The sequence below is a fragment of the Tistrella mobilis genome (assembly GCF_039634785.1).
Classification (GTDB): Bacteria; Pseudomonadota; Alphaproteobacteria; order Tistrellales; family Tistrellaceae; genus Tistrella; species Tistrella mobilis.
In genome coordinates this window covers 152,530-171,800 of sequence record NZ_JBBIAB010000009.1, presented here as the reverse complement: position 1 = coordinate 171,800, position 19,271 = coordinate 152,530, and the positions used below count along the sequence as shown (strand labels likewise).

Genomic DNA, 19,271 nt, shown 5'->3' with positions numbered 1-19,271 from the left:
CCGCCCGCCGATGCCTGCCGAACTCTGGCTGTCCCTGCTCGCCATCCTTGTCCTGATCGCCGCGTCTGCCTTCTTCTCCGGCAGCGAGACGGCCCTGACCGCCGCCTCCCGTACCCGCATGCACCAGCGTGCATCCGACGGCGATGTCCGGGCACAGAGGGTCGAAAAGCTGACCGCCAACCGGGAACGGCTGATCGGCTCCATCCTGCTCGGCAACAACGCCGTCAACATCCTCTCCTCCTCGATCGCGACCAGCGTGCTGATCGGGCTCTTCGGCGATGCCGGTGTCGCAATGGCGACCCTGGGCATGACCCTGCTGCTGCTGATCTTTGCCGAGATCCTGCCCAAGACGGTTGCGCTGCACCAGCCGGACCGGGTGGCCCTGGCTCTCTCGGGCCCGCTCGCCCTGGTCGTCCGGATCCTGGGGCCGTTTTCGAAGGTGATCGGCCTGATCGTGCGCGGCGTGGCACGGGTGATCGGCATCAAGCTCGAAGGCGACCGGCTGATGGTCTCGGCCGACGATCTGCGCGGCGCCATCCGCCTCTATGACGACCCGGAAGCCACGGCGGCCGAGACCCGCAACGAGAAGGAGATGCTGGCGAGCATCCTGGATCTCGGCGATCTGACGGTGGGCGAGATCATGATCCACCGCCGGCAGATGACCACGATCGACGCCGACCAGCCGCCCGCTGCGATCCTGGCCCAGGTCACCACCAGCCCGCACACCCGGCTGCCGATGTGGCAGGGCGATCCCGACAACGTCATCGGCGTGCTTCATGCCAAGGATATGCTGCGGGCATTGACCGAGGCGGGCGGCGATGTGGAGAAGATCGACGTGCCGGGGCTTGCCCGCACACCCTGGTTCATCCCCGACAGCACCACGCTGCACGACCAGCTCCATGCCTTCCGCCAGCGTCATGCCCATTTTGCCCTGGTGATCGACGAATACGGCACGATCCAGGGGCTGGTGACGCTGGAGGACATCCTTGAGGAAATCGTCGGCGAGATCGTCGACGAGCATGACATTGCCGTCGAAGGTCTGGAGCATCAGGCCGATGGCGGGGTTCTGGCCGACGGCACCGTCACGATCCGCGATCTCAACCGCGAAACCGGCTGGCGCCTGCCGGATGACGAGGCGACCACCATCGCCGGCCTGGTCATCCACGAGGCCAAGGCGATCCCCGAGGTCGGCCAGCGCTTCCGCATCGCCGGGATCGAGGCCGAAGTGCTCCGCCGTCACCGCAACCGGGTGACCAAGCTGCGCCTCTCGCCCATCGGAGATCGCGCCCAGGCGGGCGCCCTCCACGACGCCGGTCGGTCATGATCGGCGAGTTGATCACCATCATCGCCCCGATCCTGGTTTGTGCCGCCATCGGCTTTTCCTGGATCCGGGTGTTCCGGCAGCCCTATGACACCGGCATGATCACCAATCTGGTGACCAATATCGGTGTCCCCTGCCTGATCTTTTCCAACCTGACCAACGGCCAGGTCGCACCCGGTGCCTTCGGCGAATTCGCGCTCGCCGCCGCCTCGACCATGGTCATGATGGGGTTCATCGCCTGGCCGATCCTGCGGGCGGCCGGCCTGCCCTGGCGGACCTGGCTGACGCCGATCATCTACGGCAATGCCGGCAATATGGGCCTGCCGCTCTGCCTCTTCGCCTTCGGGCCCGAGGGGCTGGGCTATGCCATCGGCTATTTCGCAGTCTCGGCCGTCAGCCAGTTCACCATCGGCGCCTGGGTACTGTCGGGCGAACCGGCCGGGCGCTTCATCCTGCGCCAGCCCGCCCCCTGGTCGGTGGTTGCGGCACTGATCTTCGTGCTTGGCGGGATCCCGGTTCCGAAATTCCTGAGCAACACCACCCATCTCATCGGCGGTTTCACCATTCCGCTGATGCTGATCACGCTGGGCGTCAGCCTGGCCCGGATGAAGGCGGTGCGGCCGCTGGGCACGCTGGGACTGGCCCTGCTGCGCAGCCTGGGCGGCTTCGTGGTCGCCCTGTTCCTCGGCCTGGTGGTCTTCCGCTTCGAAGGCGTGGAACTGGGTGTCCTGCTGGTCGAGGCCTCGATGCCGGTGGCCGTGTTCAACTACCTCTTCGCCCAGCGCTACGACCGTTCCCCGGCCGAGGTGGCCTCGCTGGTGGTGACGTCCACCCTGCTGATTTTCCTGCTGCTGCCCGGGCTGCTGTGGGTGGCGCTGCATCTGGCCGGCATGAATTGACGGCTGACGACCAGGTCTGGTCGTCCATGCTGCACCGCAGATGACGACAGCGCGGTCGCCGCGTATAGTACCCTGATCGAAATTGGATCGAACGTTCGTCTCAGATGCGAGGCACGGCCCCGGCCATGCGCCGCGGCCGTACCGAGGAGAAGCCTGCCCCATGCCCCTGTCGCAGCCGGTGAACCGCCGCCACATCCACACCCGCCAGATCGACCTCCGCGGCTATGAGCGCGAAGACGGGCTGTGGGACATCGAGGCACATCTGACCGACGTGAAGACCTACCCGATCGAAAACCGATGGCGCGGCCAGATCGACCCGGGCACGCCGATCCACGACATGTGGATCCGGCTGACCATCGATATCGGCTTCGAGATCAAAACGATCGAGGCGGTGATGGACCACACCCCCTATTCGATCTGCGGCGACGTCGCCATCAATTTCCAGCGCCTGGTCGGGCTGAAGATTGCCCCGGGCTGGACCAAGGCCATCCGCCAGCGGGTCGGCGGCGTGCATGGCTGCACGCATCTGGTCGAGATGATGCGCCCGCTGGGGACCGTTGCCTTCCAGACGCTCTATCCGGCCCTGGAACGCCGCCGGCGCGAGGCCAATGATCGCGTCGCCGCCATGGCCGACACCGAAACGATGGCCCGCACCGGAACAAACGATACGGCGCCGGCCGCTCTGCCGCCGCGACCGGCACCGAAACCGCCTGCACACCTGAATACCTGTCACGCCCTGGCAGCGGACGGAGAGGTCGTCAGGCAGCATTATCCTGAGTGGTATACGGGCGGCTGACCGGTGCCATCGGCCGACCGTCGCCACCGCGCGCAGCCGCCAGACGCTCCAGACGCCGCTGCACCGCCGTCCGGTCCGCACGACCCGGCCGCATCGCCTTGCCGTGACCGGCTCGGGCATGGCCCTGCTCGGTCGACGCCGCCCGGTAGTAGTTCATGATGAACACCCGGATGGCGGCGGTCAGCGTCGATTCGCGCCGGGTCGAGTTGACCATGGTGGCCAGCTCGTGGATCCGGCAGCCCTCACGCTGGCAGATCTCGGTCAGCGCGTCCCACATATCCGCCTCGAGACGGATGCTGGTGCGGCGCCCTTCGACGACGACGTTGCGGTTGATAAGTGAACTGGACATCGTGCCTATCGCCCCCCTTAGGTCCCCGGCCCCTCCGGCCGGACATATCCCCGACGACACCTTTACGCGAAAATTGGTCGATCTTTTTATTTAAGGTTGTATTAACACAACCGCGGCGCGTTTCAAAGGGCAATCGCATGCCGGTCGCATCCGGCAGCGGTTGCCCGTCAGCTCTGCGCCACCTCAGCCGGCGTGCGGGTGATGAGCGCCAAGGCGTGAACCCGTTCCGCCAGCTCGTCGGACAGCACGTCATAGACCCGGCGCTGACGCGTCACGCGGGTCAGACCATCAAAGGCAGCGGCCACGATCTCGACGCGGAAATGTGTTTCGCCGCCGGGCTGATGGCCTGCATGGCCGGCATGCCGGTCGCTTTCGTCGGTGATCACCAGCCGCTCCGGCGCGAAGGCCGCCGTCAGCTTGGTCTCGATCCGATCTCTGATGGTCATGTCGGCACAGGCCTCCGCATTCTCAAGGTCATATCCCGATGATACTGCAATTCCCGTCACCGCGCGCGGTCCAGGCGATCCATCAAGACTGATGCGCGTACCAGGGCCGCGTCGCTTCACGCATAAGTATCATACCGGGACAACCTGTGTCATTTTGGCACAAGCGTTTCACGATCAAACAGGGACAGGAACACAGCCGCACAGCGAATGCCCCGCCGAAGCATAGGATGGGAAACCCTTTTCTCCCAGAGTGGACACCTCGGGGACCCGATCCACCGGCAAACGTTAAGCGCACATTAACCGCATCCCTGATGATCCTGGCGCGCGCGCCGGAAAACCGGCCCGGAACGCGCGTTTCCAGTCGCACATCATACCACTGGAACGCAAGCGGGTCTTGCGCGGCGGTTCTTGGCACACCGCTTGCTTGTAATCGGGCGGAGCAGGGGCGACCAGCCGGGAACACGGAACCGCACCCAGGCCGACACCATGGACGAACTGCGGACGAGGCGGAACGCTCCCCCCGTCAATCTTCTGACCAACACCCTGATCAAAGAGGGATCCCTCCCCATGAAGACCACCAAGAGCCGGGCCCAGGAAGTCGATCGTTACGTCGGTGCGCGGATCCGCGAGCGCCGCATCATGCTGGGCCTGACCCAGCAGCAGCTGGCTGACATGATCGGCGTGACCTACCAGCAGGCCCACAAGTACGAGCGCGGTATCAACCGCATCGCCGCCGGCCGTCTCTACGACATCGCGCAGGCCCTGGGCGTCACCATCTCCTACTTCTTCGAGGGCCTCGAGCAGGGCGGTCAGGTTGAGATGACCCCGCGTCAGCGCATGTGCCTGGAGCTGGCCCGCAACTTCTCGATGATCCAGAACGGCAAGCACCAGGAAGCGCTGAGCACTCTTGCCCGCAGCCTGGCCGACGCCTCCTGATTCCGCCCAAGGCCGACACGGGCGCCCCCGGCGCCCGGTGCGGATCCGGAACGCCCGCGTGACCGCCCGAATGGCCGGTCGCGCGGGCGTTCGGCGTCAACAAGGGGTGCTTGCGTATTTTTCAACCCGGCCGGCATGGTCCGACCACTTGCCGCACCGCACCCCGTGACGCATATTTTGCCGTCATGGCGATCGACCTCTTCAGCATCCGGCGCACCGCCGCCTACGCTCCCGACGGAACCCGGCTCTGCGACTGCGAGGGCTGCGGAGAGGAAGGTGCGTTCCGCGCGCCCAAATCGCGCGACCGGCTGCGGGACTACTATTTTTTCTGTCTGGAGCATGTCCGCGCCTACAACAAGGGCTGGGACTACTTCAAAGGGCTGAGTTCGGCCGAGATCGACCGTCACCTGCATGACGACATGACCTGGCACCGCCCCTCCTGGCCCTTCGCCAGCGCCGATCGCGACCAGGCCGACGAGGTTGCCCGTGCCGCGGCCCAGATGTTTCGTGAAGGCCGGACCAGTGACCCCTTCGGCATGTTCGGCGCCGCAGGCCGCGCGGCCGAGCGCGTGCGCGCCGCCGCCGAGGCCCGCTTCACCCCCGACGAGCGCCAGGCGTTCAAAACCCTGGGCATCGACCCGACCCGCGATCTGCCGCAGATCAAGGACCATTACAAGAAACTCGCCAAACGGCTGCACCCCGACGTCACCGGCGGCGACGCCGCGTCGGAGGAACGCATGAAATCGGTGAACCAGGCCTATTCCTTTTTGATGCACCGCGCGTCAGACTGGACCTGAACCGGTGCCGTTCCCCGACCGGATGGGGATGCGCGTGCCGAGATCAGGAGTTGCCCGCCGACGGCCCAGTCGGCCGCGGCCTTCACCCGCACCTCCCCGTGCGGGGGCCGGCCGCGATGTCCATCCGTTTCGTCCCCGCCTTCCCCAGTGGAGATCTTCTTCATCATGGCTTCCGAGACCCTGGCCGCCCCGACCCCGAACACGCCGGATATCAAGGTGTCTGTGCGACAGGTCTTCGGCATCGACAGCGACATGGAGGTGCCGGCATTCAGCGATCGCAGCGAGCATGTGCCCGATCTGGACCAGACCTACCGCTTTCAGCCGGATGTCACCCTCGCCATTCTCGCCGGTTTCGCCTTTAACCGCCGCGTGATGATCCAGGGCTATCACGGCACCGGCAAGTCGACCCATATCGAGCAGGTCGCGGCCCGGCTGAACTGGCCCTGCGTGCGCGTCAACCTGGACAGCCACATCAGCCGTATCGACCTGATCGGCAAGGACGCCATCGTGCTGCGCGACGGCAAGCAGGTGACCGAATACAAGGAAGGCATCCTGCCCTTCTGCCTGCAGCGCCCGACCGCGCTCGTCTTCGACGAATATGATGCCGGCCGTGCCGACGTGATGTTCGTGATCCAGCGCATTCTGGAGAACGAGGGCAAGCTGACCCTGGTCGAACAGAACAAGGTCATCCGCCCCCATCCCTATTTCCGGATCTTCGCCACCGCCAACACGGTGGGCCTCGGCGACACGACCGGCCTCTATCATGGCACCCAGCAGATCAACCAGGGCCAGATGGACCGCTGGAACGTGGTGGTCACGCTGAACTATCTGGCGCCGGACGAAGAGAGCGCGATCGTTCTGTCGAAGCTGCCGGAATTCGACAATGCCGACGGCCACAAGACCGTGCGGTCGATGGTCGCCCTGGCCGACCTCACCCGCAGCGCCTTCATCAACGGTGACATCTCGACCGTCATGTCGCCGCGCACGGTGCTGACCTGGGCCGAGAACTACCGGATCTTCAAGGATCTGCAGCTCGCCTTCCGCTTCACCTTCCTCAACAAGTGTGACGAGGTGGAGCGCCCGCTGATCGCCGAATACTATCAGCGCTGCTTCGGCACCGAGCTGCACGTCCCCGGCATCCGCCACATGGGTTGAGGGACATGCGCAAGCGCAACGATCCGCAATCCGTCGAGCAGTTCAAACGTGCCCTGACCAGCACCGTGAAGGCGATGGCGGGCACGCCTCAGCTCGAAGTCGCCTTCACCTTCGAACCGCCGCGGCTGCGCGGCGACCGGGTGAACCTGCGCGCGCCGATGCGCAACCTGCCGGAACAGCAGGTGGCCCGCATCCGCGGCGAAGCGGACCAGATCTCGCTGCGCGTGCGCCATCATGACGCCCGCATCCACATGGCCCGCCAGCCCCAGGGTGAGCTGTCCCGCCGGCTCTACGAGAGCTGCGAGCAGCTGCGCATCGAAGCCCTGGGCGGGCGGAACATGACCGGCGTGCGCGGCAATCTGGCCCGGCTGCAGGAAGACCAGCTTCGCGAGCAGCCGCAGCGTCTGGCGGTCGATGGTAGCCCGGAATCGCTTTGCGAAGCGGCCTTGCTGCTGCTGCGCGAGCGCCTGACCGGTGTGCCGACGCCCGAGATCGCCCGGGACCTGGTCGAGCACTGGCGCCCGATGATCGAGAGCAAGGCCGGCGAAGATCTCGCCCGCCTGCCCGAGATCATGGCCGACCAGAAGCGCTTTTCCGAAGGCGTGCGCGACCTGTTGTCCGACCTCGACATCGAGGCCGAGACCGAAGGCGAACTCGACGAGGATCGCGAACCCGACGAGGCCGATGATCAGGCCGAGGCGGAAGCCCAGGAACAGCCCGACGGCGAAGGCGGCGAGCAGTCGCAGGACGGCGACGACAGCGGCCAGTCGAGCGAGGGCGCGCCAGAGACCGGCGACGGCGAGGCCGATGCCGACATGGCGGCCAGCGACCCCGATTCCGAAAGCGGCGCCGGCGGCGAGGACAGCTCGTCCCGGGTACGCCCCTGGATGCCGCCCGGCTCCAACGAAAACGAACCCGCCACCGACGTCTACCACCCCTACACCACCGAATTCGACGAAGTGGTGGAGGCCAGCGAGCTTGCGACCGAAGACGAGCTGAACCGCCTGCGCGGCCTGCTCGACCAGCAGATGACCCATCTGCACGGCGTGATCACCAAGCTTGCCAACCGCCTGCAGCGCCGCCTGCTGGCCAAGCAGTCGCGCGGCTGGGAGTTCGACCTCGACGAAGGCCTGCTCGACAGTTCCAAGCTGGCCCGCGTCGTGGTCCAGCCGCTCTACAGCCAGACCTATAAGCGCGAGCGCGACACCGACTTCCGCGACACCGTGGTCACGCTGCTGATCGACAATTCCGGCTCCATGCGTGGCCGGCCGATCTCGGTGGCTGCAATGAGCGCCGACATCCTTGCCCGCACGCTGGAGCGCTGCGGCGTGAAGGTCGAAATCCTGGGCTTCACCACCCGGGACTGGAAGGGCGGCCAGTCGCGCAAGAAGTGGCTCGACGGCGGCAAGCCGCAGACGCCGGGCCGGCTCAACGATCTGCGCCATATCGTCTACAAATCGGCCGACTGGCCATGGCGGCGGGCGCGGAAGAATCTGGGCCTGATGCTGCGCGAAGGCCTGCTGAAGGAGAATATCGACGGCGAGGCGATCCTCTGGGCCCATAACCGCCTGCTGGCGCGGCCCGAGAACCGCCGGATCCTGATGGTGATCTCCGACGGCGCACCGGTGGACGACAGCACGCTGTCGGTCAACAGCTCGAACTATCTGGACCGCCATCTGCGCCAGGTGATCGAGTGGATCGAGAGCCGGTCGCCGGTCGATCTGGTTGCGATCGGTATCGGCCACGACGTCACCCGCTACTACAAGCGTGCCGTCACCATCGTCGATGCCGAACAGCTGGGCGGCACGGTGATGAACCAGCTGGCCGAACTCTTCGACGAAGACCAGGGCGGCCGCGGCGGCCGCCCCACCCGCCTCAGACACTGACCGACCGTCACCGGCACGAAGACGGAAGGGCGGGCCTCCACGGAGGCCCGCCCTTCTTCTTTTCATGCGCCGGACGTGCCGGTCACCGCGCCACCAGCACACTGCCTTCCTTCATCACCAGTCGGATGGTCTCGTCCGGCCGCGACCAGGGTGCGACGTCATGAAGGACGTCGCCGTCCACGACGATCAGGTCGGCGAGCAGGCCCGGTTCAACCCGGCCGATGCGGTCGCCCATGCGGAACAGATCGGCCGCGACGGTGGTGGCCGAGCGGATCACGTCGATCGGCGCCTGGACCTGGGCCCGCAGGGCGAATTCGGTCAGCTGGCGGCGATGCATGATGCCGAGCAGGTCGGTGCCGAAGGCGATCCTGACCCCGCCCGCATGGGCCAGGCGCAGCGCCTCGCGGCCGGCATCCAGCACGTCATAGACCTTGCGGTGCAGATCGGCCGGCATGCCTGCCGCCAACCCCTCTTCGGCCAGGGCCGAATAGGTCGCAAGCGTCGGCACCAGCCAACGGCCCTTTTCGACGAACAGCTGCACCGAGCTTTCGTCGAGCAGATTGCCGTGCTCGATCGAGGTGATACCCGCCTCCAGCGCCCGGTTGATCGCGCGGGCGGTATAGGCATGGCCCATGACCGGAATGTTGGCGGCCTCGGCCTCTTCCACTGCCGCGTAGAGTTCTTCCATCGCGAACTGGGTGCTGTCGATCCGGTCGGTCGGCGAGGCGACACCGCCTGAGACCATCAGCTTGAGATGGGTAGCGCCGGTGCGGATCAGATCACGGCAGGCCCGGCGCATCTCGGGTACGCCGTCGCAGACCCGGCCGAGCCCCGCACAGCAGAAACACTCGCCCAGTTCCTGCTGGCCGGGCCCGCGCATGTCGGCATGACCGCCGGTCTGCGAGAGCGCCTTGCCGCAATAGAGCAGCCGCGGACCGGGCAGCGCGCCTTCTGCGACCGCCTTGGCCAGCCCCCAATCGGCACCACCGGCATCGCGCACGGTGGTGAAGCCGCGCTCCAGCATGCCCTTCAGCACGTCGGCGGTGTGGACCGTGACGTAGAAGGGCGACATCCGGCCGAGTTCGGCGAAGTTGGGCGTGATCGCCGTGACATGGACATGGGCGTCGCACAGGCCCGGCATCAGCACCTTGCCGCCGAGATCGATCACCTCGGCATCGGCACCGGCCATGCGGTCGGCATCGGGGGCTATGGCGCGGATCACCCCGCCCTCGACCCAGACCGACTGGCCGTCGAGATAGCGGCCGGCGACGACATCCAGCACCCGGGCATTGCGGAAGACGGTGCCGGCCCCCCGGGGCGCGGCCTTGGAAGCGGAGGTCATGAATGGATCATCCTCAATGGGTGCCGAGATAGAGATCGGCCATGCGTTCATCGGCAAGCAGGCGTTCGGCGGTGTCTTGGATCACCACCCGCCCGGTATCCAGGATGTAGCCGCGATCACTGATCGCCAGCGCCTGACGGGCGCGCTGTTCGACCAGCAGGGCCGAGACCCCCAGCGCCGGCAGGCCGCGGATCAGCTCCAGCACCTCGTGGACCAGGGCAGGCGACAGCGCCGCCGTCGGCTCGTCCAGGATCATCAGCTTCGGTGCCGGCATCAGGGCCCGGGCGAAGGCCAGCTGCTGGCGCTCGCCGCCCGACAGCGCGCCGGCGCGGGTGCGGCGACGTTCGGCCAGGGCGGGGAAGCGGTCGAACATCGCCTCGATCCTCTGGCGGCGATCGGCCACCCCCTCGACCACCTGCAGGTTTTCGGTAACGGTCAGGGTCGGAAAGACGTTCTCGACCTGGGGCACATAGACCACGCCCATGCCGATACGCTTTTCGGCCGGCACGCCCGGCAGCGGGGTATCGCCCAGGCGCATCTCGCCGCGCACCCGGGTGAGCAGCCCCATCAGCGCCTTGACCAGGGTCGATTTGCCCGAGCCGTTGGTGCCGGCGATGGTCACGATCTCCAGCGCATCGACATGGAGCGAGATGCCCGAGACGATGTCGACCTCGCCATAGCCCGCGGCAAGATCCGAGACGGTCAGCAGCCGGGTCATACCGCGCCCCCCATATAGGCCTCGCGCACCCGGGCATCGGCCAGCACCGCCTGGGGCGTACCCTGGGCCAGCAGCCGGCCGCGATCGATCACGATCATCCGCTCGACCAGGGCCGAAAGCGAGGGCAGGTTGTGTTCGACGATCAGGAAGCCGATGCCGCCGCTGCCGTCGACCCCGGTCTCGCGGATCGCACGGATCCGGTCGGCGATCTCTTCGATCAGCACCGGGTTGACGCCGGCGAAGGGCTCGTCGAGCAGGATCATCTTCGGCCGGACCATCAGGGCGCGGCCCAGTTCCAGCAGCTTGCGCTGACCGCCCGACAGGCCGCCGGCCGGCTTGTCGGCCACGCGGGTGAGGTTCAGAAAGGAGAGAATGCCGTCGGCCCGCCCGGCAATCTCGGCCTCCTGCCGACGGATGCGGGCGCCGCGGAAGAACACGCCGGCCAGGGTCTCGCCCGTCTGCCCCGGGGCCGCCGCCGCCAGATTCTGGCGCACGCTCAGGCTGGCGAAGACCCGCGGCACCTGGAAGGTGCGGCCAAGCCCGGCGCGCACCCGTTCCACCGGCCCCATCCGGCTGAGATCGCGGCCGGCAAAGCTGACCCGGCCGGCATCGCCGGGCTGGAACCCGCTGACGACCGAGAACAACGTGCTCTTGCCGGCGCCGTTGGGGCCGATCAGCCCCGAAAGCCCCGAAACCGGCACCGAGAAGCCGATATCGGTCAGCACCTGCACGCCACCGAAGCTTTTGGAAACGCCCTCGACCGTCAGCTGACGATCGGCGGCGGCGATGGTGTCAGGATGGCTCATCGGGTCAGCCCCCCTTCTTCGTGCCGGCCGACGGCGCACCCAGGATGCCGTCCGGGCGGAAGCGCATCAGCAGCATCAACGCAACGCCGACCACCCCCAGCCTGAGGCTCGCCATCTCGACTTCGGAAACGCCCGGCAGGGCATCACGCAGGAAGCGCGAGCCTTCAAGGAAACCGATCAGCACCACAGTGCCGATGGCGGCCCCGCCCACCCGGCCCGCGCCGCCGAAGATCATCGCTACCCAGACATAAAAGGTAAGCAGGGGGACGAACTGTTCCGGGGTCACGAAGGTGACGTAATGGGCGTAGAAGGCGCCGGCGAGGCCGGTGAAGGCGCTGCCGACCATGAACACGGTGACCTTGAACCGGCCCGGATGCTTGCCCAGCGACCGCACCGCCTCTTCGTCGTCGCGGATCGCCTGGATCATCCGGCCGAAGGGGCTGTGGACCAGGCGCCAGTTGACCGCCAGCACCAGGATCACCGCCACGACCAGCAGGATCAGGGTCAGCAGATTGCCGTCGACGCCCTCCACGCCCAGTGCCTGGGCGGCCGATGGAATGCCGGGGATCCCCTGAACGCCGCCGGTCAGCGCGCGCTCGTTGGTGATCACCAGGCGCACGGTCTCGGAGAAGCCGAGCATGACGATGGCGAAATACTCGATCCTGAGCCTCAGCGACAAAAGCGCCACCGGCCACGCGGCAAGAGCCGCCAGCAGGGCCGCCGCAGCGAAGCCCAGCAGCAGGGGCCAGCCCGCCATCACCAGCAGGGCGCTGGTATAGGCGCCGATGGCGAAGAAGCCGACCAGGCCGAAATTGATCAGGCCGGTGAAGCCGTATTGCAGGTTCAGGCCGAAGGTCATCAGCATGTAGATCGCCGTGACCACCGCGACCGCGACCAGATAGCTTTCCATGGGCGGCCTCTCTCAGCGAACCAGCGCGTTGCGGGCGAACAGCCCCTGCGGCCGGATCATCAGCATCAGCAGCAGCACCGCGAACCCCATGCCGATCTTGTAGGTGAAGCCGACGAAGGGGGTGGACAGCTCCTGCACCAGGCCGATCAGCAGCCCGCCCAGAACGGCGCCGATCGGGTTGCCGATGGTGCCGAGGATGGTGGCGGCAAAGGCCGGCAGCAGCAGGTCCCAGCCCATTTCGGGGGTCACCACGGTCTTGGCGCCCAGCAGAACGCCGCCGAGCCCGGCCAGCCCGCCCGCCATCAGCCACATCACCGCCATCACCCGCCCGGCATTGATGCCCGAGGCCCGGGCGAGATCGGGATTGTCGGCGACCGCCCGCATCCTGCGGCCGATCGGGGTCAGGTGCAGCACGGCGAAAGTCACCGCCAGTGCGGCAGCTGCCGCCCCCATCACCTGCAGATCGGTCGGCTGCACCCGGATCGGCCCGAACAGGACCGCACGGGTCAGCGGCAGGTCGTAGACCCGCTGATCATGGCCGAAGATGAAAGAGAGCGCCGACCGCAGGAAGAAGGCGAGACCGATCGACGCGATCATCGAGGCCACCGCCGAGCGCCGGGCCAGGTTGCGGAACAGCAGGAAATGGAAGGCGAGCGCCACCGCGGCCGAGACGCCCACCCCGGCGATCGCCGCCCCCAGAAGCCCGCCCCCGGCCAGCGTGCCGGCAAGGCCGCCGAAGGCGCCGACCGTCATCAGGTCGCCGGTGGAGGCGTTGGGAAAGCGGGCGATGCCGAAAACCAGCGTGATCGCCAGCGCGCCGAGGGCATAGATCGAGCCCTCGACCAGGCCGTTGAAGGCCAGGTTGAGATAATAGGCGGTATCCATGGGGACCCCGGAACGGGAGGCCGGAACGAGGCGGCCGACCCGCCCGGCACGCCGAAGCGTCGCCCGGGCGGGCACGGCCGGTCCGGATCAGAACGAGACCACGCCCTTGCGGACGAAGGCGCCGCCATCGATCTCCGACAGGCTGAAATCGGGCGTCACGTCGCCATACTGGTCGAAGGAGAGGCGGCTGGAGGCGCCTTCATAGTTCACCTTGCGGCCGGCCTCGATCGCGGCCTTGCCCTCGGCGAAGGTATAGACCGGCGCGCCATCTGCGGCATCGATCGCCCGGATGCTGCCGTTCACCGCCGCAATGGTCGTGTCGGGGCAGGCCTGCTGCATGGCCAGGCCCCAGGCGATCACCATGTCATAGGTCATCGCCGCATAGACATTGGCCGGTGCCTCCGCCCCCATCGCCTTCTTATAGGCCGCCTCGAAATGGGCGTAAGACGGTGCGCTCTCATTGCTGATGCTGTCGACCGCGATCACATTGGCGAGCACATCGGGGCCCAGCGCGTCGATCAGCTGCTGATTGGCGGCCCAGCCGGGGATGATCCACTTCACATCCGGGCTCTGGCCGCTTTGATACCATTCGCGCAGGATGACGGTGGTGTCCTGAAGATAGGACCCCATGACGATCACGTCGGGGTTCGCCGCCAGAATCTGCTGCAGTTCGGACCGGTAGCTCGGCCGCTTGGGCTCGTAGACCACGCTGGAGACGACCTCGCCGCCGGCGGCCGTCCAGGCCTTGGTGAAGCCCTCGGTATTGCCGATGCCGGAGGCGTTGTTATAGGCCATAGTCGCCGGACGCTTGAAGCCGCGCTCGGTCGCGATCTTGGCGAAGGCCTGGCCGAAGCGGTCATTGGTCGCCTGGAAGCGCCAGACCAGATCGGCCTTGTCCTCGGTGGAGATCGCCGGCGCGCCCGACGTGTTCAGCAGCGGCAGCCCGGCCTGGGTGGTGATCGGCATGACCGCAAGCGTGATGCCCGAGGACCAGGTGCCCATCACCGCATCGACCTTGTTCACCTCGATCAGCTTCTTCACCGCCAGCACGGCGGCTTCGGGCGAGGTCTGGGTATCTTCGGCCGAAACTTCCAGCTTGCGGCCGCAGGCGCCACCCGCGGCGTTCACCTCGTCCGCCGCCAGGATGATCGCCTTCTGCATGCCGGGGCCATAGGGGCTGCCGGCGCCGGTGACCGGGTTCAGCGCCCCGATCCTGAAGGGCGCGGTCTCTGCCTGCGCCGCGCCGCCGAGCGCGAGGGACATCACCGCGATCGAAACGCCTGCCGTCACGGCCCGGCGCATGCGGGCCTCAATCCGTCCTGCCATCCCTGTCTTCTCCTTGCCATCCCGAGAACCCGCCGCCCCGCCGGGGAGCTGCCGCCGGCCCTTCTTGAGAGGCCGATCGGTTTTGCGGGTGGATTTCACACGCCGACACTCCCCGCCAGCGTGCCGCCTGAGCCCCGCCCCTCCACAAGGGTTGCGAGGATCGTCTTCCAGGCCCTGAGCAGATCCTGATAATAGTCCGGATCCGGTTTCAGCACCGTCTGGGCGCCCATGCCGCGCAGCAGGCAGAGCGTCAGATTGAGCACGGTGGTCGTGGCCCGGTCGGCCGTGCCGCGGGCCTCGAAAAACTCGGTCCACATGTCGTCGAGCGCGACATGGAAACGCTTCACCACCGGCAGCAGCGCATCGCGCAGATCGTCATCGGTCCGGGCAGCGGTGATGTGTTCCAGCGTGATGTAGAACAGCCGGCCCGAGAAGCGCCGCCACAGATCGTCCACGAAAGCGTCCAGGCCGATCGCGCCCGAACGCACCGAGGCGGCCATGCCACGCATCTCGATGATCTCGTCGTCGAGCAGCCGCTCGATCGCCGCAACCAGCAGGTCGCTGCGGGTGGGATAGTGGTGCAGCATCGCGCCGCGGGACACGCCGGCGCGTTCGCAGACCGCCTGGGTGGCCAACCGGGCATGGCCGGCCTCCATCAGCACGTCGAGCGTCGCATAGAGCAGCTTGTCGCGGGTTTCGGCGCTCCGCTCCTCCTGCGTGCGCCGCACCTTCGCACCGGTCATCTCCCTCTCCCCGGCCGGTCGCGTCATGTTTCAAGACTGCGACTCTATAAAAAAACAGTCAAGACTGTTTGTTTTTATCCACAAGGTTGACGGGTGCCGCGATCTCTCGCGACACCCGCCTGAAACCTCATGCGATCAAATGCCGTCGAGATCCCGGGTCACCAGGCCTTATAGGGCAGGAACTTGCCGTTCATGGTGATCTTCACCCGGTCGCCCTTCGGATCCTCGACCTTGTCGACATGCATGGTGAAGTCGATCGCGCTCATGATGCCGTCGCCGAACTTCTCCTGGATGATCTCCTTCAGCGTCTCGCCATAGACGCCGACGATCTCGTAGAGGCGATAGATCGCGGGGTCGGTGGGCACCGCCTGATCCCAGACCTTGGTCGGGAATGCGACCAGTGCCGGCACGACGGCGGCCGGCAGGTCGAGCAGGGCCACCAGCGCCTGCGCCTTCTCGGCCGGCATGCTGTTCATGCCCAGCGCCGCCGAGGTGGTCCAGACCGGGGACATGCCGATGCCCTCGGCGATCGCCTCCCAGGTCAGGCCATGCGCCGCCTTGGCGGCCAGGATCAGCGCCGTGGCATCGGCCTTCGACAGCGGCGCATCGGTGGAGGTCTTGGTCATGTTCATGAGGGGTCCTCGCTGCGGGTCGTGATGAACGGGTGCGACGAAACGGGGTGCGACGAAACGGGGTGCGACGAAACGGACCGGGAAGCCGCTCAACGGGTGGCACGCTGGAAGGGCACGACATCGACGCCCTGGGCACTGCCGTCGCGGCCGAAGCGCACGGTGCGCGGGGCACCGGTGCCAGCACCACCGGCCCCGGCGGCCAGCTCCCGCGAGCGCCGGGTCAGGAATTCGACCAGGTGGTTGCGGATGGCATAGAAGGCCGGGTCGTGCAGGATGGTGTCCCGGGCCCGCGGCCGCGGGATATCGATGACCACGCTTTCCGCGATCCGGGCCCGCGGGCCGTTGGTCATCAGCAGGATCCGGTCGGCAAGCAGGATCGCCTCGTCGACGTCATGGGTGATCATGAACACGCTCTGGTCGGTATCGGACCAGATGCGGATCAGCTCGTCCTGGATGGTGCCACGGGTGAGCGCATCCAGCGCCCCGAAGGGCTCGTCGAGCAGCAGCAGCCGGGGCTCGATCGCAAAGGCCCGGGCGATGCTGACCCGCTGCCGCATGCCGCCCGAGAGTTCGGCCGGCTTGCGGTGCTCCGCCCCGCCGGACAGCCCGACCTTGGCCAGATGGCTGAGCGCATGCGCGCGGATCTGCTGCCGCGACCAGTCGCGATGTCGGGCGCGGATGGCGAAGACCACGTTTTCGAGCGCCGTCGCCCAGGGCAGCAGGCTGTAATTCTGGAACACCACGCCGCGGTCGAGACCGGGGCCCGAGATTTCCCGGCCGTCCATGACCACCGCCCCCGAGGAGGCGCTGTCGAGCCCGGCCAGGATGTTGAGGATGGTGGATTTGCCGCAGCCGGAATGACCGATCACGCAGACGAATTCGCCACGATCCATGGTGAAGTCGACCTGCTCGAAAACCATGGTCTCGCCGCCGCCCCGGGCGGGGAAGCGTTTTGCCAGGCCCGAAACGTCGAGAAAGGGGCGTGCGCTCGTCATGGGATACCTCTCTCTCCGCCTCAATCGGCATAGGCCACGGCGCGGGCAAGCGCGCCGAGCAGCGCATCCAGCGCCATGCCGACCAGACCGATCATCAGGATGGAGAACACCACGCTGGTGAGATCGAGATTGTTCCACTCGTTCCAGACGTAGTAGCCGATGCCGGTGCCGCCCACGAGCATCTCTGCCGCCACGATGACCAGCCAGGCGATGCCGATCGAGATCCGCATCCCCGTCACGATGGTGGGTGCCGCGGCCGGCAGGATGACCCTGAGGGCGGTCGAGACCGGCCCGAGTTCGTGGGTACGGGCCACATTCACCCAGTCCCGCCGGACATTGGCGACACCGAAGGCGGTGTTGAGCAGCATCGGCCAGATCGAGCAGATGAAGATCACGAAGATCGCCGACATCTGGCTGTCCTTGATCACGAACAGCGCGAGCGGCATCCAGGCGAGCGGCGAGATCGGCCGCAGCACCTGGATGAACGGGTCGAGCGCCCGATAGGCCAGCGGCGACATGCCGATCAGGAAGCCGAGCGGCAGAGCGATGGCGGCCGCGGCCAGATAGCCCGCCGCCACCCGGTAGAGCGAATAGCCGATCTGGATGCCGATGCCCTTGTCGTTGGGCCCGGCATCGTAGAAGGGATCCGATATCTCTTCCCAGGCACGCGTCAGGATGTCGGAGGGGGCCGGCAGGCGGGCCTGGGTGTCGGCACCGCCCATCAGCCGGGCATATTCGTCCTGCGCCGCCGAGGCGGCGGGCGCCGTGCCGGAGAGTTCCCAGACCCCCAGCAGCAGGGCCAGCACTGCCACCGACAGGATCGCGGCACGGATGCGGAGCGACGGCATCATTCCGGGTCTCCCAGAGGGCAGGCTCAACTGCGCCGGATGGCGAAGGAGGCGAGATAGCCTTCGGGATCCGCCGGATCGAAGGTCTTGCCCATGATGGTGTGGGGCTCGTAAGTGGCCTCGGGCGGGGTCAGACCCAGCTCCTTCATCCGGGCACCGGTCTCGGCGGCGAGATAGACCTGTTCGGCGATGCCGCGATAGTCGATCTCGCCCGAAATGTAGCCCCAGCGCTTCATCTGGGTCAGGATCCACACCCCCATGGAATGCCAGGGGAAGGGATCGAAATCGATCCGGTCGGGCACGTCCTGCACCTGGCCCAGCCCGTCGGCGAAGCGGCCGGTCAGTACCTGTTCGATCACCGGCACGGGCTGGTTCAGATAATTGGCGGGCGCGATCGCGGCCGAGATCTCCTTGCGATTGGCCGGATCGGCGGCATAGGAGGTCGCCTCCAGCAGGGCCATGACCAGGGCGCCATAGGTGTTGGGCATCTCTTCGGCGAAGGCCTTGGAACAGGCGAAGGCGCAGCAGGGATGGCCTTCCCAGATGTCCTTGGTCAGCAGATGGATGAAGCCGACCTTTTCCCAGACGGCACGCTGGTTGAACGGATCCGGCGACAGGTAGCCGTCCAGATTTCCGGCGCGCAGATTGGCGACCATCTCCGGCGGCGGCACGACCCGGATCTGGATATCCTTGTCGGGGTCGAGCCCATGCTCGGCGACGTAATAGCGCAGCAGGAAATTGTGCATCGAGTATTCGAAGGGAACCCCGAAGCGGAAGCCCTTCCAGTCCCTGGGGTCGCGCTTGTCCTTGTGATCGACATGCAGCACGATCGCCTGGCCGTTGATGTTCTCCACCGCCGGCATCAGGAAGGGCTGGGCGGTGGAGCCCGCCCCCATGGTGATCGCCAGAGGCATCGGCGTCAGCATGTGCGAGGCGTCGTATTCCTTGTTGAGCGACTTGTCACGCGCCACCGCCCAGCCGGCGGTCTTGATCACCTGCACATCCAGGCCGCGCCGTTCATAGAAGCCCATGGGATGGGCCATGATGATCGGGGTGGCGCAGGTGATCGGGACGAAGCCGATGTTGAGCTTCGTCTTCTCGAGCGGGCCACCGCCGGTCATGCCGTCCTTGACCGCCGCCTTCACCCGGTCGAGCGGCAGAACCGAGGCCAGCGCCGCTGCAAAGGCCCCCGCCCCCACGGTCTTCAGAAACGACCGCCGGGCAATCTCGTTGCCGCCGAACATGGAGCGGACGACCGCATTCTCGACCACCCGATCGACCAGCGCCTCTTCACCCACGGGCAGCGCCGGGTCAGATTGAGCGGAGGTCGGCCGGGCAGAGGTCGTGGCGCAGGCGGCACAGCCGCACTGCCGGCCATGGCCGAGGTCGACATCCGGATCGAAGGCGTCGCCGAGGCTCTTGATCGTCATGTGTCACTCCCTGACGGATGAACGGTCTGAACAGCCGGGCGGCAGGCGGGG

Annotated in this window: 20 protein-coding genes; 7 read left to right on the top strand and 13 right to left on the bottom strand. The window is 66.9% G+C overall.

The window, feature by feature from the left end; genetic code table 11:
- The first annotated feature begins 10 nt into the window (after window positions 1–10).
- The 3 genes from WI697_RS15225 to WI697_RS15215 all read left to right on the top strand — a co-directional run bounded on the left by WI697_RS15225 (window position 11) and on the right by WI697_RS15215 (window position 3,016).
- Window positions 11–1,324 (top strand): HlyC/CorC family transporter, encoded by a 1,314-nt coding sequence (locus WI697_RS15225; RefSeq protein WP_062761134.1) that lies wholly within the window; start codon window positions 11–13, stop codon window positions 1,322–1,324.
- The gene (locus tag WI697_RS15220) at window positions 1,321–2,220 is read left to right on the top strand and encodes an AEC family transporter (protein WP_014743861.1); all 900 of its coding nucleotides are present in this window, start codon (window positions 1,321–1,323) and stop codon (window positions 2,218–2,220) included. The genes WI697_RS15225 and WI697_RS15220 overlap by 4 nt, the downstream gene beginning before the upstream one ends.
- Before the next feature lie 160 nt (window positions 2,221–2,380).
- Complete coding sequence (locus WI697_RS15215) at window positions 2,381–3,016, top strand: DUF2889 domain-containing protein (RefSeq protein ID WP_062761136.1); 636 nt, start codon at window positions 2,381–2,383, stop codon at window positions 3,014–3,016.
- Here WI697_RS15215 and WI697_RS15210 read toward each other — a convergent pair.
- Both WI697_RS15210 and WI697_RS15205 read right to left on the bottom strand, forming a co-directional pair.
- Window positions 2,979–3,365: a ribbon-helix-helix domain-containing protein gene (locus WI697_RS15210; protein ID WP_062761138.1), complete on the bottom strand. Its 387-nt coding sequence runs from the start codon at window positions 3,363–3,365 to the stop codon at window positions 2,979–2,981. The genes WI697_RS15215 and WI697_RS15210 overlap by 38 nt on opposite strands.
- A gap of 167 nt (window positions 3,366–3,532) precedes the next feature.
- Window positions 3,533–3,811, bottom strand: coding sequence for a BolA family protein (locus WI697_RS15205; RefSeq protein WP_062761140.1), 279 nt, complete (start codon window positions 3,809–3,811; stop codon window positions 3,533–3,535).
- A gap of 567 nt (window positions 3,812–4,378) precedes the next feature.
- Here WI697_RS15205 and WI697_RS15200 point away from each other — a divergent pair.
- The 4 genes from WI697_RS15200 to cobT all read left to right on the top strand — a co-directional run bounded on the left by WI697_RS15200 (window position 4,379) and on the right by cobT (window position 8,585).
- Window positions 4,379–4,747, top strand: a complete 369-nt coding sequence (locus WI697_RS15200; protein ID WP_014743857.1) for a helix-turn-helix domain-containing protein — start codon at window positions 4,379–4,381, stop codon at window positions 4,745–4,747.
- 185 nt (window positions 4,748–4,932) lie between these two features.
- On the top strand, window positions 4,933–5,544 hold the full coding sequence (locus WI697_RS15195; protein WP_014743856.1) for a J domain-containing protein: 612 nt from the start codon (window positions 4,933–4,935) through the stop codon (window positions 5,542–5,544).
- A 165-nt stretch (window positions 5,545–5,709) separates the two neighbouring features.
- On the top strand, window positions 5,710–6,699 hold the full coding sequence (gene cobS / locus WI697_RS15190) for a cobaltochelatase subunit CobS (protein WP_041605292.1): 990 nt from the start codon (window positions 5,710–5,712) through the stop codon (window positions 6,697–6,699).
- A 5-nt stretch (window positions 6,700–6,704) separates the two neighbouring features.
- Complete coding sequence (cobT, locus tag WI697_RS15185; protein ID WP_014743854.1) at window positions 6,705–8,585, top strand: cobaltochelatase subunit CobT; 1,881 nt, start codon at window positions 6,705–6,707, stop codon at window positions 8,583–8,585.
- Between the two features lie 82 nt (window positions 8,586–8,667).
- On the opposite strand, the gene WI697_RS15180 is transcribed toward cobT, so the two are convergent.
- The 11 genes from WI697_RS15180 to WI697_RS15130 form a co-directional block, all read right to left on the bottom strand.
- The gene (locus tag WI697_RS15180) at window positions 8,668–9,927 is read right to left on the bottom strand and encodes a metal-dependent hydrolase family protein (RefSeq protein WP_345959031.1); all 1,260 of its coding nucleotides are present in this window, start codon (window positions 9,925–9,927) and stop codon (window positions 8,668–8,670) included.
- A 13-nt stretch (window positions 9,928–9,940) separates the two neighbouring features.
- Entirely contained in the window at window positions 9,941–10,645 is a 705-nt protein-coding gene (locus tag WI697_RS15175; protein ID WP_345959030.1) for an ABC transporter ATP-binding protein, read from the bottom strand.
- A complete protein-coding gene (locus WI697_RS15170; protein ID WP_062761148.1) occupies window positions 10,642–11,451 on the bottom strand; it encodes an ABC transporter ATP-binding protein in 810 nt (269 codons plus the stop codon). The genes WI697_RS15175 and WI697_RS15170 overlap by 4 nt, the downstream gene beginning before the upstream one ends.
- Window positions 11,452–11,455: 4 nt before the next feature.
- A complete protein-coding gene (locus WI697_RS15165; RefSeq protein ID WP_014743847.1) occupies window positions 11,456–12,361 on the bottom strand; it encodes a branched-chain amino acid ABC transporter permease in 906 nt (301 codons plus the stop codon).
- Window positions 12,362–12,373: 12 nt separating this feature from the next.
- A complete protein-coding gene (locus tag WI697_RS15160; protein WP_014743846.1) occupies window positions 12,374–13,246 on the bottom strand; it encodes a branched-chain amino acid ABC transporter permease in 873 nt (290 codons plus the stop codon).
- Window positions 13,247–13,333: 87 nt separating this feature from the next.
- Entirely contained in the window at window positions 13,334–14,572 is a 1,239-nt protein-coding gene (locus tag WI697_RS15155) for an ABC transporter substrate-binding protein (protein WP_345959029.1), read from the bottom strand.
- A 95-nt stretch (window positions 14,573–14,667) separates the two neighbouring features.
- Entirely contained in the window at window positions 14,668–15,315 is a 648-nt protein-coding gene (locus WI697_RS15150; RefSeq protein ID WP_062761150.1) for a TetR/AcrR family transcriptional regulator, read from the bottom strand.
- A gap of 158 nt (window positions 15,316–15,473) precedes the next feature.
- Window positions 15,474–15,941, bottom strand: a complete 468-nt coding sequence (cynS, locus tag WI697_RS15145) for a cyanase (protein WP_443323306.1) — start codon at window positions 15,939–15,941, stop codon at window positions 15,474–15,476.
- Between the two features lie 95 nt (window positions 15,942–16,036).
- Window positions 16,037–16,942 carry an ABC transporter ATP-binding protein gene (locus WI697_RS15140; RefSeq protein ID WP_345959027.1) on the bottom strand — a complete coding sequence of 302 codons (906 nt, stop codon included), beginning with the start codon at window positions 16,940–16,942 and terminating at the stop codon, window positions 16,037–16,039.
- A 20-nt stretch (window positions 16,943–16,962) separates the two neighbouring features.
- Window positions 16,963–17,790 carry a nitrate ABC transporter permease gene (ntrB, locus tag WI697_RS15135; RefSeq protein WP_062761179.1) on the bottom strand — a complete coding sequence of 276 codons (828 nt, stop codon included), beginning with the start codon at window positions 17,788–17,790 and terminating at the stop codon, window positions 16,963–16,965.
- Between the two features lie 26 nt (window positions 17,791–17,816).
- On the bottom strand, window positions 17,817–19,220 hold the full coding sequence (locus tag WI697_RS15130; protein WP_345959026.1) for a CmpA/NrtA family ABC transporter substrate-binding protein: 1,404 nt from the start codon (window positions 19,218–19,220) through the stop codon (window positions 17,817–17,819).
- Window positions 19,221–19,271 lie beyond the last annotated feature (51 nt).